This is a genomic window from Amycolatopsis sulphurea, from assembly GCF_002564045.1.
In the GTDB taxonomy this organism is placed as follows: Bacteria; Actinomycetota; Actinomycetes; order Mycobacteriales; family Pseudonocardiaceae; genus Amycolatopsis; species Amycolatopsis sulphurea.
Genome location: NZ_PDJK01000002.1, coordinates 279,652 through 295,673, shown reverse-complemented (window position 1 = coordinate 295,673; position 16,022 = coordinate 279,652). Strand labels below are relative to the sequence as shown.

General features: G+C 71.4%; 14 protein-coding genes. 6 read left to right on the top strand and 8 right to left on the bottom strand.

Annotated features, from left to right (window positions below):
- Positions 1-72: 72 nt before the first annotated feature.
- The 4 genes from nadA to ATK36_RS07360 all read left to right on the top strand — a co-directional run bounded on the left by nadA (position 73) and on the right by ATK36_RS07360 (position 4,958).
- Complete coding sequence (nadA, locus tag ATK36_RS07375; RefSeq protein ID WP_098510583.1) at positions 73-1,083, top strand: quinolinate synthase NadA; 1,011 nt, start codon at positions 73-75, stop codon at positions 1,081-1,083.
- Complete coding sequence (locus ATK36_RS07370) at positions 1,080-2,723, top strand: L-aspartate oxidase (protein WP_098510582.1); 1,644 nt, start codon at positions 1,080-1,082, stop codon at positions 2,721-2,723. The genes nadA and ATK36_RS07370 overlap by 4 nt, the downstream gene beginning before the upstream one ends.
- Before the next feature lie 132 nt (positions 2,724-2,855).
- Positions 2,856-3,722: a carboxylating nicotinate-nucleotide diphosphorylase gene (gene nadC / locus ATK36_RS07365; RefSeq protein WP_387000890.1), complete on the top strand. Its 867-nt coding sequence runs from the start codon at positions 2,856-2,858 to the stop codon at positions 3,720-3,722.
- Positions 3,723-3,794: 72 nt separating this feature from the next.
- The gene (locus ATK36_RS07360) at positions 3,795-4,958 is read left to right on the top strand and encodes a S8 family serine peptidase (protein WP_098510580.1); all 1,164 of its coding nucleotides are present in this window, start codon (positions 3,795-3,797) and stop codon (positions 4,956-4,958) included.
- Between the two features lie 199 nt (positions 4,959-5,157).
- Here ATK36_RS07360 and ATK36_RS07355 read toward each other — a convergent pair whose 3' ends face one another.
- The 8 genes from ATK36_RS07355 to eccCa form a co-directional block, all read right to left on the bottom strand.
- Positions 5,158-5,529: a hypothetical protein gene (locus ATK36_RS07355; RefSeq protein ID WP_342751991.1), complete on the bottom strand. Its 372-nt coding sequence runs from the start codon at positions 5,527-5,529 to the stop codon at positions 5,158-5,160.
- A 195-nt stretch (positions 5,530-5,724) separates the two neighbouring features.
- A complete protein-coding gene (locus ATK36_RS07350) occupies positions 5,725-6,093 on the bottom strand; it encodes a hypothetical protein (protein ID WP_098510579.1) in 369 nt (122 codons plus the stop codon).
- A gap of 14 nt (positions 6,094-6,107) precedes the next feature.
- Positions 6,108-7,409 carry a WXG100 family type VII secretion target gene (locus ATK36_RS07345; protein ID WP_098510578.1) on the bottom strand — a complete coding sequence of 434 codons (1,302 nt, stop codon included), beginning with the start codon at positions 7,407-7,409 and terminating at the stop codon, positions 6,108-6,110.
- Positions 7,406-7,804 carry a hypothetical protein gene (locus ATK36_RS07340; RefSeq protein ID WP_098510577.1) on the bottom strand — a complete coding sequence of 133 codons (399 nt, stop codon included), beginning with the start codon at positions 7,802-7,804 and terminating at the stop codon, positions 7,406-7,408. Before ATK36_RS07340 ends, ATK36_RS07345 begins: the two co-directional genes overlap by 4 nt.
- Before the next feature lie 90 nt (positions 7,805-7,894).
- Positions 7,895-8,194: a hypothetical protein gene (locus tag ATK36_RS07335; protein ID WP_098510576.1), complete on the bottom strand. Its 300-nt coding sequence runs from the start codon at positions 8,192-8,194 to the stop codon at positions 7,895-7,897.
- A 22-nt stretch (positions 8,195-8,216) separates the two neighbouring features.
- Positions 8,217-8,558, bottom strand: a complete 342-nt coding sequence (locus tag ATK36_RS07330; protein WP_098510575.1) for a WXG100 family type VII secretion target — start codon at positions 8,556-8,558, stop codon at positions 8,217-8,219.
- Between the two features lie 755 nt (positions 8,559-9,313).
- The gene (locus ATK36_RS07320; RefSeq protein ID WP_098510573.1) at positions 9,314-10,021 is read right to left on the bottom strand and encodes a S1 family peptidase; all 708 of its coding nucleotides are present in this window, start codon (positions 10,019-10,021) and stop codon (positions 9,314-9,316) included.
- Between the two features lie 165 nt (positions 10,022-10,186).
- Positions 10,187-14,134: a type VII secretion protein EccCa gene (eccCa, locus tag ATK36_RS07315; protein ID WP_098510572.1), complete on the bottom strand. Its 3,948-nt coding sequence runs from the start codon at positions 14,132-14,134 to the stop codon at positions 10,187-10,189.
- A gap of 110 nt (positions 14,135-14,244) precedes the next feature.
- Between eccCa and ATK36_RS07310 the strand changes: the two genes are divergently transcribed.
- Positions 14,245-15,003, top strand: a complete 759-nt coding sequence (locus ATK36_RS07310; RefSeq protein ID WP_098510571.1) for a WXG100 family type VII secretion target — start codon at positions 14,245-14,247, stop codon at positions 15,001-15,003.
- 30 nt (positions 15,004-15,033) lie between these two features.
- Entirely contained in the window at positions 15,034-16,020 is a 987-nt protein-coding gene (locus ATK36_RS07305) for a WXG100 family type VII secretion target (RefSeq protein WP_098510570.1), read from the top strand.
- Positions 16,021-16,022: the final 2 nt, after the last annotated feature.

Below are 16,022 nucleotides of genomic sequence, written 5' to 3'. Positions count from 1 at the left end.
CGATTATAAGGCGAAAACCAGGGCGGAGCGGAACCGGGTGTGATCGCCGGTTCCGGGCCCGGGAGGAAAACGATGACCACCACGGTTGATCAGGATCTGACCCCCTACGGCGGGGTCGAGGCGGACGCGGACTGGGCCGCCCGGGTGCGGGAGCTGGCCAGTGCCCGTAACGCGGTGCTGCTCGCGCACAACTACCAGGTGCCCGAGATCCAGGACATCGCCGACCACACCGGCGATTCCCTCGCGCTCAGCCGGATCGCGGCGAGCAGCGACGCGGACACCATCGTCTTCTGCGGCGTGCACTTCATGGCCGAGACCGCGAAGATCCTCGCGCCGGGCAAGACCGTGCTGATCCCGGACGCGCGGGCGGGGTGCTCGCTGGCCGACTCCATCACCGGTGCGCAGCTGCGCGACTGGAAGGCCGAACACCCCGGCGCGATCGTGGTCTCCTACGTGAACACCACGGCCGAGGTGAAGGCCGAGACCGACATCTGCTGCACCTCCTCCAACGCGGTCGACGTGGTCGCCTCGATCCCGGCGGAGCGCGAGGTGCTGTTCCTGCCCGACCAGTTCCTCGGCGCGCACGTCAAGCGGGTGACCGCCCGGGAGAACCTGCACATCTGGGCCGGGGAATGCCACGTGCACGCGGGGATCAACGGCGCCGAGCTGGCCGCGCGCGCCGAGGAGGAGCCCGACGCCGACCTGTTCATCCACCCGGAGTGCGGCTGCGCGACCTCGGCGCTGTACCTGGCCGGGGAGGGCGCGGTGGCGCCGGAGCGGGTGAAGATCCTTTCCACCGGCGACATGGTGCACGCGGCGCGGGACACCAAGGCGCGCTCCGTGCTCGTGGCCACCGAGATCGGCATGATCCACCAGCTGCGCAAGGCCGCGCCGGAGATCGACTTCCGCCCGGTGAACGACCGGGCGTCCTGCCGGTACATGAAGATGATCACTCCGGCCGCGCTGGTGCGGTGCCTGGAACAGGGCGCCGACGAGGTGCACGTGGACCCCGGGACCGCGGGCCGGGCGCGTGCCTCGGTACAGCGGATGATCGAGATCGGGCAGCCCGGCGGCGGCGAATGAGTACCCCGGTTAGCGATCTTGAGGCGAAAACCCCGCGCTGGGAGGCGCGTGCCGATCTGGTCGTGATCGGCAGCGGGGTGGCCGGGCTGACCGCCGCGCTGCGGGCCCAGGAACTCGGGCTGCACGTGCTCGTGGTGACCAAGGCGGCGGTCGCGGACGGCAATACCCGGTGGGCGCAGGGCGGCGTCGCCGTGGTGCTCGACGGTGACCACGACCGGGGCGACACGGTGGCGAAGCACGCCGAGGACACGCTGGTCGCCGGAGCCGGGCTGTGCGACGAGGACGCGGTGCGGGCGATCCTCGCCGGCGGTCCGGCTGCGGTCGGGAAGTTGCGGGCGAGCGGTGCGACGTTCGATGGCGGGCCGGGTGGGCTGTCGCGGACCCGGGAAGGCGGGCACAGCGCGTTCCGGGTCATCCACGCGGGCGGCGATGCCACCGGTGCCGAGGTCGAGCGTGCGCTGGTCGCCCAGGTGACCGACCGGCGGCTGCCGGTGCTGGAGCATCACATCGCGGTCGACGCGCTGTGCACGCCCGCGGGTGACGTGGCGGGGGTGGCCGTGCTGGACCACCACGGCGTGCCCGGCGTGGTCCGCGCGTCGGCGGTGGTACTCGCCAGCGGCGGGTTCGGGCAGCTGTATCAGGCGACGTCGAATCCGGAGCAGGCGACCGGTGACGGTCTGGCGCTCGCCCTGCGGGCCGGGGCGACCGTCGCGGACATCGAGTTCGTGCAGTTCCATCCCACCGTGCTGTACACGCCAGGTGCGCGTGGGCGGTGTCCGTTGGTCACCGAAGCGGTGCGTGGTGAGGGCGCGACGCTGGTCGACGGCGCGGGGGCGTCGGTGATGGCAGGTGCGCACCCGCTGGGTGACCTGGCTCCGCGCGACGTCGTGTCGGCGGCGATCACGCGGCGGATGGCACTGGCACCCGGCGGCGTCGATGATCACGTTTTCCTTGATGCCACTGGGATATCCGGGTTCGCGAAGCGGTTCCCGACGGTGCACGCCGCCTGTGCGGAGCTGGGCATCGATCCGGCGGTGGACTCGATTCCGGTCACGCCCGCGGCGCACTTCGCCTGCGGTGGTGTGGTGACCACTGTGGACGGACGGTCCACGGTGCGGGGCCTGTATGCGGCGGGTGAGGTGGCGCGGACCGGTCTGCACGGCGCGAACCGGCTGGCCTCCAACAGCCTGCTCGAAGGTCTCGTCGTCGGGCAGCGGGTGGCCGAGGCGGTCGCCGCTGACCTCGCGGCCGGGCTGCTGCCGGATCCGGCACGCGGCCGTCTGCCGCGGCGCAGGTCCGCCCCGGTCGCCGGACGTGATGCGCTGCAACGGGTGATGAGCCGTTACGCCGCCATCGGGCGGGATGCCGACGGCCTCGCGGCGGCGGGTTCGGTGCTCGACCTGTCTACTCAGGACAGTCCACTGCAGACGCATGCGGCGGTGGAGGATGCGGCGCTGACGGTGGTGGCGCAGGCCTTGCTCACCGCGGCGGTGGGTCGTGCGGAGTCGCGGGGTTGCCATGTGCGGAACGACTTTCCGGATCGTGATGAGCGTGACGGGCCGCGCAGCCGGTTGGTTCGGCTGAGTCCGTCCGGCCAGCCGGTGCTGGCCGAGCCGATTTCGCTGGAAGGCGTGGCATGACGGGCCTGGTCCCGTTCTCCGGTGGGCTCCGTGGTTCGTCTGCCCGGGATAGCCCGGCCGGTCCGTGCCGGTTGATCCGATCTCCTTGGAAGGGGTTGCATGACTGAGCTGTTCCCGCTTTCCGACGCGGTGATGCGAACGTTGACCGCGGCCGGGCTTGAGGTCGCCGACGTGCGCCGGGTGGTCATCACGGCGCTGGCGGAGGATCTCCGCTACGGGCCGGACGCCACCACGGCCTCGACCGTGCCGGAGGGCGCGCGGGCCGTGGCGGAGCTGACCCCGCGGGTCGCCGGGGTCGTTGCCGGGGTCCCGGTGGCGCGGGCGGTGTTCGACGCCGTGCTCGGGGCGGATTACGAGGTGGTGTCCAGCCGCGAAGACGGCTCGCGGCCGGCTGCGGGGGAGCCGGTGCTGGTCGTGCGTGGCCCGGTGCGGGGGTTGCTCACCGCGGAGCGCACCGCGCTCAACCTGCTCTGTCAGCTGTCCGGGGTCGCGACCGCGACCGCGGCGTGGGTGGACGCGATCGAGGGAACCGGTACGGCGGTGCGGGATTCGCGCAAGACCACGCCGGGACTGCGGTTGCTGCAGAAGTACGCGGTCCGCCGTGGCGGCGGGGTGAACCACCGGATGGGGCTCGGCGATGCCGTGCTGATCAAGGACAATCACGTCGTCGCGGCCGGTTCGGTCACCGCGGCGCTGGCCGCTGCCCGCGAGCAGGCGCCGAAGCTGCCGTGCGAGGTCGAGGTCGACAACCTGGACCAGCTGGAAGAAGCGCTCGCCGCGGGTGCGGACGAGGTGCTGCTCGACAACTTCACCCCGGAGCAGTGCGCGAAAGCGGTGGCACGCCGTGGCGAGGTCGCGCCGGACACCCGGCTGGAATCCTCCGGCGGGCTGACGCTGGACCGGGCGCGGGCGTACGCTGAGTCCGGAGTGGACTATCTCTCGGTGGGTGCGCTGACGCATTCCGCACCGGCGCTGGACCTGGGGATGGACTTGCGGTAAGCCCTGTCGCCGTGGCGTCCGCTCGACTAGGATCTTCCTGTCGGGCAAGGGAATCCACGGGGAGGGGGCCGGGTGCGGGTAGTCGCTGCCGCGGCGGTGGCCGGGCTGGTCGCGCTGGGCCTGCCGTCGCTCGCCGCGCCCGCCGGTGCGGCCGGCTGCGCGAATCCGTCCGGCACCTACACCGGTGCGGTGCCCTGGGGCCAGCGGTTGCTCGATCCGCCCCGGCTGTGGCCGTTCACCCGCGGGGAAGGCCAGGTGGTGGCGGTGCTCGGCACCGGTGTCGACCGGGCCAACGGGCAGTTCGCGCCCGGGCAGGTGCTCGGCGGCGCGGGCACCGCGGACAGCGACTGCGACGGCCGTGGCACCATCGCGGCGGGCATCGTCGCTGCTCAGCCGGACAGTACGAGCACGTTCGCCGGAGTCGCGCCGGGGGCGAGGATTCTGCCGCTGCGCTACACCGAGGGCTCGGCGAACGATCACGGTGGCGACCCGAACGCGCTGGCCGGCGCGGTGGAGACGGCTCTCGACCGCGGTGCCGGAGTGCTGCTGGTGGCTGTCCCCGCCGGCGCGGACAGCCCGGCTCTCGACGCGGCGGTCGGCCACGCTCGGGCGCGTGGCGCGGTGCTGATCTCCGCTGCCGCGGCCACGGAAAAGGGCGCGCACACGTATCCCACGGCGTCGTCCGGTGTGCTGGCAGTGGGTTCTGTCAACGAAAAGGGCGCTCCAGTGCAGACGGAGGCCGGTGATTACCTCGGTATCGCCGCTCCGGGCGCGGATCTGGTGAGTACTTCCGCCGGTGGCGGTGGCGCGGTCGCGCACCGCTGGCCGGTGACCGATCCCGGGCTGGCCGCGGCTTACGTCGCCGGCGCGGCCGCGCTGGTCCGGGCCGCTCATCCGGAGCTGACCGGCGACCAGATCGTGCACCGGCTGACGCTGACCGCGTCCCGCCCGCCGTCCGGCACCCGTGATCCGCGCCTCGGCTGGGGTGTGGTCGACGCCTACGCAGCGGTGACCTCGGCACTTCCGGCCACCGCGGCCGGTCCCGGCGAGGCTGTCGTGTCTTCGCCGCAGCCCGCGGTTGTCCCGGCCGCTGCTGCGGCGCGGTCGGAAGGTGACCGTGTGGCGGGGTTGATTGCGTTAGGCGGGGTTGTTGTGGCGATTGCGGCGGGTGTTGGGGTGGTTGCGTTCCGGCGGGGCCGGATGCGGGGTTGGCGTCCGTCGCGGTTCGGTTCCTGAGCCGGTCAGGCTGTCGTGTTTTCTCTGCAGTCGGCGGCTGTCCCGGCTGTCGCTGCAGCGGTCCGGCCGGAAAGTGATCGTGCGTGCGGTGGGGTTGATTGCGTTGGGTGGGGGTTGTTGCGGCGGGTGTTGGGGTGGTTGCGTTCCGGCGGGGTCGGGCTCGGGGTTGGCGTCCGTCGCGGTTCGGTTCCTGAGCCGGTCAGGCTGTCGGCAGGCAGCGCGTGGAGCCGATGATCGCGACGCTGCCCTCGGTGCGGGCAACGTGCACGGCGAGATCGGCGCCGTCGCGGGAGAACCGGGCGATCATTTCGCGTGCGGTGGTCCGGTCGTGGGCCTGCCAGCCGGTCTTTTCGAGCATGGACCGCACGGTTTCGGCCGGCCGCTGCTCCGCCGCGGGGGAGGACTCCAGGCGGACTCCGTAGTTGCGGCAGGTCAGGTGCCCGGGGTTCGCCGGGTCGCAGTCCTGCTCACCGTCCACAGTGCACTGTGCGACCGGGCCGAACACGGTGGCGATACGGTCGATCACCTCGGTCAGCTCGGTGGACAGGGTGTCGAGGTGGTCGTGCGTCAAGATGCGCTCCGGGGGATCGGCTGCTCGGTGGTGCGGGGTTGCAGTTCGGGATGCACCGGGTGGCGGGTTGGTCAGGCCGGCTGGGGTGATGCGGCGGGTGCGGCCGTTCGGGTGGGTGTTCTGCCGGTGGTCATCGTGGCGGGGCGGTGGGCCGGTTCGCCTTGACTGACCACAGTGCACTGTGGTCTGGTTTGGTCACGGCGCTGGGATGTCAAGGTGGCGGCCGGTCACGATGCGGCCATCCGAGCCCTCCGGCAGCAGCGCGCGATACATCCCGGCCACTTGCTCGTCGGCCCGGCGATACCCGGCCGCGGAGGCGACGAGACCGTCTCGAAGTCGTTGTGCCCGTTGCGTTTGCGTGGCGATTCCGGACGCGATCCCGGACCGGGTCTCGGCCAGGGTCTTCGCGGCGGCCCCGGCCGAGGGGACCTCGCCGAAGGCGGTGGCGGGCACCTTCTCGCCCGCCACCGCCTGCTGCGTGGCACGGAGGACGCCGGCCCGAGCATCCAGCTCGGCCGCCGCCGTGTCCAGTTTCGCCGGGGCGACCCGGTAACCATCCTGCACAGCGGTCCTTCCGGTCAGGAGACGTCCGGCTCTTCACCGATCACCGACGGCGCCACCGGCGCCTGCTGGCCCCAGACGTTCTCGGTCTCCACCAGCCAGGCCGGGATACGCCGCCCGGACCCGAGATCGCCGCCGGCCCCCATACCCATCGGCATCATGGGCATCATCGGCATCGCGCTCTTGGCCGCCGCGCCCGCGGCCCCGGCCGCGCCGCCGGCCAGCCCACTGAGGACGTTCGAGCCGGCGTCCCCGGCGAGTCCGGAATGCGCGGCGGGCGCCTGGCCCGGTCCGCTGAACCCGCCGCCGAACGGGAGACCTCCGCCGAGCGACGGAGCCTCCCCGCCGCCGATCGGGATGCCACCACCGGTCCCGCCCGCGATACTCGCACCGCCGCCGCCCCCGAGCTTGGTGCCCGGCGGCTCTTCCTTCTTGTCCTTGTCGTCCGCCGGTTTCCCGCCCGCCCAGCCCGGCACCCGAGGCATGATCGAGCCGAACCGCCCGAACGCCGCCGCGGAGGCCGCGGCCAGCCCGGCGGTGAACATGTTCCCGAACAACGGGCTGCCCGAAGTGGACGGTGCGGAAGTGTCCGGAGTGGACGGTGCGCTGCCACCGGCGGGCAGCGGATGTGCGGCGCCCGGAGTCCCGACGACGGTGCCGCCCGTCGTGCCGCCGATCACGGCACCCCCGCCCGAAGCGCCGCCACCACCGGCGGACGGGGCGGACGGCGGGGTGGCGGCGTTGGGGGAGACCGGGATCGAGTCCTCGGCCGTGGTGTAGTTCGTCGCAAGGTTCTCCATCACGACGATCGCCTTCGCGTGTGCCGAACCGGCGGCGTTCGCGGCCTGCTGCTGCGCTTCGACCTTCGCGATCGCCTGCTGCCGTAGCTGAGCGGCGGCGAGCACGGTGGCCGGCGGGCAGTCCGCGGGCAGCGTCGGCGGGTTGACCGCCAGGGATACTTCGGCGGGCGAAACGTCCGGCACCGCGACGGGTGGCGGCATTTCCGCCTTCGCCCGCACCAGGGCGTCGGAAGCATCTTCGAGCAGGTCTCGCATGCCCTGTGCGGTGACCGCGACCTTGCGGATCCCGCCGACCAGATCGGTGATCATGTGGTGGTACTGATCGGCCGCGCCGCCGGTCCAGGAGCCGGAGAATCCGCTCAGCTGGTGGGACAGGTTCTCGGCCTGATCGTGCAGCCCGCGCGCGGTGGACTCCCACTGCTCGGCGGCTTCGCGGGCGGTGCTCGGGTCGCCGGCCTGCAGCATCGCGTAGAGCTGCTGGTGGGTGAAGGCGCCGAAGTTGGTGCGGGGCCCGTTCATGCGCCCTTGCCTCCTTGGCCCGCGGAGGTGCCGGAGCCCAGCCCCAGCAACGACAACAGCGGATCGAGCAGCCCGGCCGCACTGCCGGACCGGTGCAGGTCGCCGGCCACCGACTGGTCGGCCTGCTCGTAACCGTCGGCGACGGTGGTGGTCACTTCCTGCGCGAAGGTGATCGCCCCGCGGACCTGGTCGAGCAGGCCTTGCATTTCGGCGACCGCCGCGCGGTGCGCGTCGGCGAGCGAGCCCGCCTCGCCGAACTCCCCGAACAGCAGCGGGTGCTCGCCGAGGGTGCGCAGGAAGTCGTTCGGCTGGGACATCGCGTGGATCTGCGTCTCCAGCTCGCGGACGAAGTCCTTCAACGAGTCCAGATGGACGTAGTACGACTGGTCGGGCATCGGTCGGGGACCCCTCTCGTGCGGCCGGGACGCGGGAAAGCCGGCCTGCCGGTGCGTGTCCCGCACCGGCAGGCCGACGGCGGAGCCGGGTCAGGCGAACAGACCCTGATTCCGGTTCTCCAGCTGGGCCTGGAGATCGTGGGCGTCGCCGACCTTGGTGCCGAACTGCGCGATGATCGCGACGATCTCGGCGGTGGCCTGGCGCAGCCGGGTCTCCGAGGCGCGGGCGGCCTCGCCGGCGGAGCTGCCCGAGGCGTACCAGGTCTGGGTGATCGGCTGCAGGTTCTGGTGCAGCTGCTCCAGCTGCGTGGTCAGCGCCTTGGCCTTGGCGGCCAGCGACGCCGAACCGTGCTGCAGGGCGGCGAAACTGATTTCGACGACTTCAGCCATTTTCTCGGGTCCTCTCGCGGTCTCAGGGGTTGAGGCGAGGGATCACGGAACCCTCGGCGGTGTGGCTGACGCTCTGGAAGCTCTGGTGCACGTCGGAGTCACCGGCGTGGTAGGTGGTGTGGCTGGTGTGCACCAGCTGCGACATGGTGTCGAGCTCGCGCACCGCGTCGGTCATCTTCTCCTGCAGCCGGCGGTGCAGGCCCCAGAACGCCACCGCCTGGTCGCCCTGGTAGTTGCGCAGCGTCTCCGCCAGCTCGGATTCGAGGCTGGCCATGGTGGTCTTGGCGCTGGACGCGGTCTCCTCGAAGCCCTGGACGGCGCGCGTCATGGCGGCGGAATCCGACTGGAAGCCCGGACTGGACACGACCGGCCACCTCCCTTCCCTCTCGTGGAAATCCTGGTGCACGGCGGGTTCGGCCCGGTCCGCGCGGGGTGAATGTCACGCTAGAAAAGGTGGCGGTGCGGTCAAACGGCACAACTGCCGGTCGTGGTGACGGCACTATTGCCGACATCCCGCGGGTAGGGCGTGCCCCACCGGGGACGGGGCGGTGCGCACCAGTGCCTGCAAAGGCGGTCAGACGCGACGCTGGCAGCCATGAATACTGTGCCGATCATTACTAATCCGACCACAGTCACGGCCTAATGGCTTCGTAGCAACGGTTACGTGCCGGGTGGGGGTCGGCCTGCTTTTTGGTCGGACCAGTAACTGGGGAACCGCTCTTCGCGGGCTGCACCGACCTTTGGTCGTGCTCGCCGCGGCGATGGCGCTGCTGCTGGTGGTGTCGGCGGTGGGTTTGCTTGTTGATCATCGCACGCTCGTCAACGCACCGCCAGGGTGTCGGCAAAGTCGGCGTGAGGGGCCCTGCGCAGATTGCGGAGGTCTGTGAAGGGGCCCTTCACGGACTCTGAGTCTGTGAAGGGCCCCTTCACAGACCCGAGACAGGTCCGGCGGCACACCCACGAGGTGGTCGCGCGTTTCGAGCACCGCCGCATCGTCCGTTGCCGGGCGCAATAGATCGAGATGGCAGGCCGGGTGAGCGCAGCCGGGCACGAAAAGCCCGCCCGTCGTACCGGCATCCCGGTACGACGGGCGGGCCCCACCCGGTGGGGACCGGTGGCTCAGACTCCTGCGGTCTTCTTGATCCAGTCGCGGCTGTTCGCCACGCTGGCGTAGTTCTGTGTCCCGTTCTTGTCGCTGCCGGAGTTCACGCCGGTCGAGCACACGCCGACCTGGACGCCGTCGGACAGCTGGGGGCCGCCCGAATCCCCGTGCCAGGAGGAGCCGGTCACGCCCTTGCTGGCGATCGCCTTGCCGTCGAAGGCATCCGTGCTGTCGCCGGTCACCTTCACGTCCGCGGTCTTGAGGGTGTCCGAGGGCGGGCTGTTGCCCTGGACGCGGCCCCAGCCGTAGATCTGGTTGGTGGCACCGTTGTCCGGATCGGCGTCGGCGAGCTTCATGAACGTGGTGTCCACGGCGGACTTGAGATGCAGCAGGGCGATGTCGCCGTTCGGCGAGGCCTGCTGCTGGTCCACGGCGACCTCTTTGCCCTTGCCCAGCGCGACATCGCCGACCTTGACGTGCATGCCGGGCTTGTTCAGGCAGTGCTGCGCGGTGAGCACCCACTGCGAGGCGACGATCGTGCCGGAGCACGCGAAACCGCCGTATTCGGTCTGGTCGTCCCAGAACACCTGCGCGCCCCAGGGTGCGGAGTCCACTGTGGTCCCGCCGATGATCATCGGTTCGTCCGCGGCGGCCGGCGCCGACACCCCGAGACCCAGCGCGGCCGCAGCCCCGACGACCACCGCCACCGTCCTAGCCAAACGCATGGGCGATCCTTCCGTAGGAAATGATTTCCCAACCGTAGGTCTATGTTGGAAACCGGATAACCTACTGAAGTCGGGTTCCCGACCGGCGTCCGTCGTGGGCCATTCGGAGTAGTGGGGGTCCGCCCGCCCGCTACTGTCGCTTGTGGACGTTCGGAACGGAAGCCCTCACCCCAGCCCGTCCGCAGGCTTCGTCCATGCCACCTGAATCAATTCCGTACCGTGCCGCCGGGAGACCAGCGTGCCGCGGCCCGCCGGCTGCGGGGACGGCTTCACGTCGCCGAGCAGCACGCCCTCGTCCTTCGTCCCGGACAGCACCACGCCCGGTGAGCCGAGTTCGCGCACCCGCTGCAGCACCGGTTCGAACAGCCCGCGCCCGGCGCCGCCGGAGGCACGGGCGAGGATCAGGTGCAGGCCGATATCCCTGGCCTGGGGCAGGAATTCCATGAGCGGCGACAACGGGTTCCGGCCGGTGGTGGCGACGAGTTCGTAATCGTCGATCACCACGTACAGCTCCGGGCCGCGCCACCAGGAACGGGTGCGCAGCTGTTCCGGGGTGACCTCCGGGCCGGGCAGGCGGTTGCGCATCGCCGTGGCGCACTGGCCGACCAGATCGGTCAGTGTGTTCTCCGCACCCGCGTAGCCGAGCAGGTGCGGCTCGTCGACCACGCCGAGCAGCCCACGGCGGTAGTCGCCGACGAGGATCAGCGCTTCGGCCGGGGAGTATTTCGCGCACAGGCCGGTGACGAGTGCCCGCAGCAGCGCGCTCTTGCCCGATTCGACGTCGCCGAACGCGAGGAAGTGCGGGTCGGTCCGGAAGTCCAGCTGGACCGGGCGCAACGTGGATTCCGCCAGCCCCACCGTGATCCGGCCCTCCGGCGCGGCGGGGAGCGAATCCAGCGGCACCTCGGCGGGCAGCAGCCGGATCCGCGGCGCGCGGCTGCCGGGCCACGCGGCTTCGACCCGGCGGACGAGATCGAGCCCGCCGGTGCCGAGCGTGCCGGGCCGCTGGTCGCCGTCCACTCGCGGGAGGGCGGCGAGGAAGTGCAGCTTCTCCGCGGTGAGGCCGCGCCCGGGCCGGTCGGCGGGCACGTTCTGGGCCACCTTGCGGTCGATCACCGAGTCCGCCGGATCGCCCAGACGCAGTTCGAACCGGGTGCCGATGGCGTCGCGCAGGGGGGCCCGCGCGCCGATCCACTGGTTCAGCGACACGATCACGTGGATGCCGAACCCGAGCCCGCGCGCGGCCAGCCCGGTGATCTGCTCCTCCAGCCGTTCGTATTCCTGCCGGATGGTCGTCCAGTTGTCCACGAACAAGAACACGTCGCCGAACTCGCGGCCGTCCGTGCTCTCGGTGAACTCGCCACGCCGCTCCCGGAACGAGGCCATCGACTCGATTCCGTGCGCGGCGAAGAACTCCTCGCGTTGTTCGAGCAGCGTCGTCAGCTCGGCCACCACGCGGCGGCAGCGCTGCGCGTCGCGCCGGGTGGCGTAGCCCGAGACGTGCGGCAGCCCGGCGATCGGGGCCAGTGCGCCACCGCCCATGTCCAGCACGAAGAACTGCGCCTCGGCCGGGGTATGCGTGAGGGCGAGCACCGCGGCGATCGTCTTCATCAGTGTCGACTTGCCGCTTTGCGGTGCGCCGACGAGCACCGCGTTGCCGGCGGCACCGGAGAAATCCGCCCACAGCAGGTCGCGGCGTTGTTCGAACGGCTTGTCCACCAGCGCCACCGGCACGGTCAGCTTTCCGTTCCCACCCCAGCCGAGCGGGCACAGTCCACGCTCGGGGTCCTCGCCCAGCGGCGGGAGCAGTTGGTCCACTGTGGGCGGCTCGGCCAGCGGCGGCAGCCAGATCTGGTGCGCCTCCGGGCCTCGACCGTCCAAACGCGACAGCATGGCGCCCATGATGGTCTCGCCGGTGCGCTCCTCCGGCTCCGCGCCGGCCGGCTCGGCGGCGACCGGGACCTCAACCGGGGCCAGCGTGAACGGCAGCACGCCGAGTTGCTGCCCGCCCTCGCGCACGATCCGGGTGCGCGGCGGCAGTTCCCCGGACACGTAAGCGGCTTTGAGCCGGATGAGCGTGTCGGTGTCCGCCTTCAGATACGCCGAGCCGGGCACCGGCGGCAACTGGTAGGCGTCCGCGACGCCCAGCACCGCACGGCTTTCCGCGGCGGAGAACGTGCGCAGCCCGATCCGGTAGGAGAGGTGCGAGTCGAGCCCGCGCAGCCGGCCTTCCTCCAGTCGTTGCGAGGCCAGCAGCAGGTGAATGCCCAGCGAACGGCCCAGCCGTCCGATCGCCACGAACAGGTCGATGAATTCCGGCCGGGACGAGAGCAGTTCGGAGAACTCGTCGATGATCACCAGCAGGGACGGCAACGGCTGCAGCGGCGCACCGCCCGCGCGGGCCTTCTCGTAGTCGCGCACCGAGGCGTAGGTGCCCGCCGCGTGGAGCAATTCCTGCCGCCGCAGCAGCTCACCGTTGAGCGCGTCCGCCATCCGGTCGACGAGCGCGAGGTCGTCGGACAGGTTCGTGATCACCGCGCAGGTGTGCGGCAGCCTGGTCATGCCCGCGAACGTGGCGCCGCCCTTGAAGTCGATCAACGCCAGGTTCAGCGTTTCCGAGGAATGCGTGACGGCGAGGGCGGTGACGAGGGTGCGCAGCAGTTCGCTCTTGCCCGAGCCGGTCGCGCCGATCACCAGCCCGTGCGGCCCCATCCCGTCTTCCGCGGATTCCTTGAGGTCCAGCTCCACCGGGCGGCCGTCCGGGCTCACGCCGAGCGGGATGCGCAGCCGGTCGCGAGCCGGGCGCGTGGCCCAGGTCACCGCCGGATCGAGGTCGCGCGGGTCGCCGATGCCGAGCAGCCCGGCCAGTCCGAAGGTGGCCGGCATCGGCTTCTCCCCGACCACAGCGGCACCTTGGTGCAACGGTGTCAGCGTCCTGGCCAGTGCTTCGGCCGCGCCGTGGTCGAGCCGATCCGGGGTGCCGAGGAAACCCAGCCTCGCTTCGCCGCCGTCGAGTACCACCATGCCGAGCTGTTCCGGGTCGACGTGCAGGCTCAACAGCCGTTCGGTCGAGGTGACACGGGGTCGTTCGGCGCCGACCTCCAGCACTGTGACGCCCAGCCTGCCTTCTTCGGCGAGTAGCCGCGGCTCGTTGTGTGTGTCGCCGCCGTCGGCCACCAGCACCACGTGTGGCAGGTCCGAAGAGCCGCCGCGACGGCTGAACGCCGGGCGCTCGCCGAGGTCCGGGCCGAGCAGCCGGGCCAGCTCCGCGGCGTCCGCGGCGAACAGACGGCGCGGGCCGGTCGCGTCCGGGAGGGCGCGCGCGGTGGCGTGCGGCAGCCACTTCGCCCACTCCCAGTCGTGTGCCCGGCCGGGATGGACGCAGAACGCCACCCGCAGGTCGGTGGGTGCGTGGAACGTCACCAGCTGGGCCAACAGTGCGCGGGCCAGCCCCAGCACATCGGGGCGGCGGCCGGACAGCGAAGCGGCCGCGTATGAGCGTAAGGAGACCGAGACCGGCAGGCCTTCGACGGTGGAGAAGGTCTGGATGAAGTGCTTGAGGTTCGTCGACGAGACCGGGTCCAGCTCTTCCAGCGGGGCGATCTGCGGGGCACGCAGCGGCGTCGCGAGCGGCTGGGGACCGGTCGCCGCACGGACCATCGCGAACCCACGGTCACCGCGGCGGCGGTCCCAGTGCTGGTCGGTCTCGACGTAGGCCCACAGGTCCGCCGGGTCCGGCTGCCGCGCGATCAGCGTCGCCCGCTGGCCGTCGGCGACCGCGCGCACCCGCGTGCGCAGACCGGCGAGATAACGCTGGTAGTCGCGGCGCTCCTCGTTGATCTGCGCCTTCTTCGCCATCCCGCCCCGGCCCAGCGACATGACGATCATGCCGGCCATCGCGGCCACGAACAGCGCGCCGAAGATCCAGGTCATCACGCCGCCATCGCGTCCGATGTAGACGAACGACATGGCGCCCATGCCGAGCATCATCGGCAGGAACATCATCAGCTGGAGCATCCCGCCGGAGCCGCTCCTGGGCAGCATCGGCGGCGGCTGCAGCAGGATCTCGCCGGGCTGCCCGTCGAGGCCGAGCCGGTCACGGGTGGTGCTCATGCCCCGTATTTTGGCCACCGCGCCGTCCCTCGCGGTGGGTACTTTTGCCGTCCGCTCGCCCGGCGGCCCGAACCTACCCTCGGGCCGAGGAGCACGGATCGGAGGCAGGCATGGGCGGGACCGGCGAGTACCGGGCCGAGCCGGAGGCCATGCACGCAGGAGCGGGCAATGTGGGCGGGATCCTCGCGCACGGCCTCAACACGCTCGCCGACCTGGAAAGACTCGTGGTGCAGCCCGCGTCGTTCGCCGGGTTCGGCAGCGCCGTCGCGGCGGCGAACGCGGCCCTGCACAGCCACCAGGTGACCGCCGTGCGCACGCTGCTGCAGCTGTTGCAGGAGATCAACGGGCTGGTCAAGCGCACAGCCGAGGCCTACCAGGCAGCGGACGAAGCGGTGGCGCGTGGTTACGGGGGCTCGCCGACGCCGGCGTCTGCGTCGATCTGGGGTAGTCCGCACGCCGCGCAGCTGGCCGCGCTGGCGGTCACCGACAGTGCGGGCGCGCACGGCGAACCCGGCTCGGTCGGCAACGTGCTGCGGTACCTCGGCGACGCGAGCCTCGCCGAGCAGCCGGTGACCGGCGCGCGGTTCCGTGACGTCGCGGACTTCAACGACTGGCTGGCCGGAGACGCGCGGAATCAGGCGCGGGTCGGGCTGATCGAGGTCTACGCGGGAACCGCGCGCACCTTCGGCGACGTTCCCGGCGGCGTGCACGGCGGCGACGTCGTGGTGGTGCAGCCACTGCGATCCGCGGCCGACAGCCCGGTCATCGGCGTCGCCGGCGAGGGCGGCGTGCTCTACAACCACGGCCCCGTCGACCCGAACCTCGGTGGGCCGGCCCGGCTCAGCGTCTACCGGCCGGTCTCCGCCTGACCATCCCGAACCCCGATCAAGTGAGGTCCGATGCCGACGTTCCCGAACTCCAGCGCGATGGACGCGACCGCGTCCTCCGGTGGCCCGATCACGGTGCTCCCGCAGATCCTCACCGGGCAGCCGGACCAGATCGCCCAGCACGTACTGGATCTGCTGCACAAGGCGACCGAACTGGTCTCACTGCACCACGAGCTGACCAAGGCCGCCGACCAGTTGGGCAAGGTGTGGTCCGGGGCGGCCTCGGCATCGGCGCTGAAGAAGATCTCCGACTCGCTCGACCAGCTGGCCAAGATCATCTCGGTGCTGGAGAAGGGCGCCGAACTGCTCGGCGTCTCCGGCACGCTGGTGAAGACCGCGCAGGAGGCCTACCGGGCGGTGGTCTCGGCGGTGAATCCCACGGTCGCCTCGCTCATGTCGAACTGGTGGACCTACGGCGCGGCGGTCGCGTTGTCCAGCTCTACCAGTGCTTCGCTGCGCGCGTTCATCACCGCGATCGGCGGCCTGCTCAAGGCACTCGGCGCCGGTGACCTGGCGAACCAGATCACCCAGGTCGGGCAGATCATCGGGGACATTGAGAAGCTCTTCGACGGTGGGGACACCGGGAACCCGGCCGCCGGCAACGCCGCGGTGTCGGCGACGCCGGTGACCGCGCCGCAGTCGCCCGCGCCTGTGGCCAGCGCGGCCGGGCAGCAGACGACCGCCGGGGGCTCCGGTGGTGGCGTGCCGTCGTTCACGAACTACACGCCGCCGGCGCTCGGCGGGGCCGGCCAGAGCGGATCGGCGGGGCAGCAGCCGAACTTCGCGAACAGCTGGATTCCGGTGGATCCGGTGCCTTCCGCGCCTGTTTCGCCTGCCCAGCCGGTGTCTCCGGACGAGATCGTGATCCACACGGACCTGTCCACCGGGCAGTCCACTGTGGAGGCTCCGGCCGGGCAGGATCTCGACATCGATCTCGACCTCACCTACAACGGCACGCACTTCCGGCAGCACGTCGACATCGACGCGAAGGGCGCGTAGCC

What these genes read in the sequence shown, in the direction of transcription:
- nadA (WP_098510583.1), top strand. Translation starts at nt 73, where the DNA reads ATGACCACCACGGTTGATCAGGATCTGACCCCCTACGGCGGGGTCGAG.
- ATK36_RS07370 (WP_098510582.1), top strand. Translation starts at nt 1,080, where the DNA reads ATGAGTACCCCGGTTAGCGATCTTGAGGCGAAAACCCCGCGCTGGGAG.
- nadC (WP_387000890.1), top strand. Translation starts at nt 2,856, where the DNA reads ATGCGAACGTTGACCGCGGCCGGGCTTGAGGTCGCCGACGTGCGCCGG.
- ATK36_RS07345 (WP_098510578.1), bottom strand. Translation starts at nt 7,409, where the DNA reads ATGAACGGGCCCCGCACCAACTTCGGCGCCTTCACCCACCAGCAGCTC.
- ATK36_RS07340 (WP_098510577.1), bottom strand. Translation starts at nt 7,804, where the DNA reads ATGCCCGACCAGTCGTACTACGTCCATCTGGACTCGTTGAAGGACTTC.
- ATK36_RS07335 (WP_098510576.1), bottom strand. Translation starts at nt 8,194, where the DNA reads ATGGCTGAAGTCGTCGAAATCAGTTTCGCCGCCCTGCAGCACGGTTCG.
- ATK36_RS07320 (WP_098510573.1), bottom strand. Translation starts at nt 10,021, where the DNA reads ATGCGTTTGGCTAGGACGGTGGCGGTGGTCGTCGGGGCTGCGGCCGCG.
- eccCa (WP_098510572.1), bottom strand. Translation starts at nt 14,134, where the DNA reads ATGAGCACCACCCGTGACCGGCTCGGCCTCGACGGGCAGCCCGGCGAG.
- ATK36_RS07310 (WP_098510571.1), top strand. Translation starts at nt 14,245, where the DNA reads ATGGGCGGGACCGGCGAGTACCGGGCCGAGCCGGAGGCCATGCACGCA.
- ATK36_RS07305 (WP_098510570.1), top strand. Translation starts at nt 15,034, where the DNA reads ATGCCGACGTTCCCGAACTCCAGCGCGATGGACGCGACCGCGTCCTCC.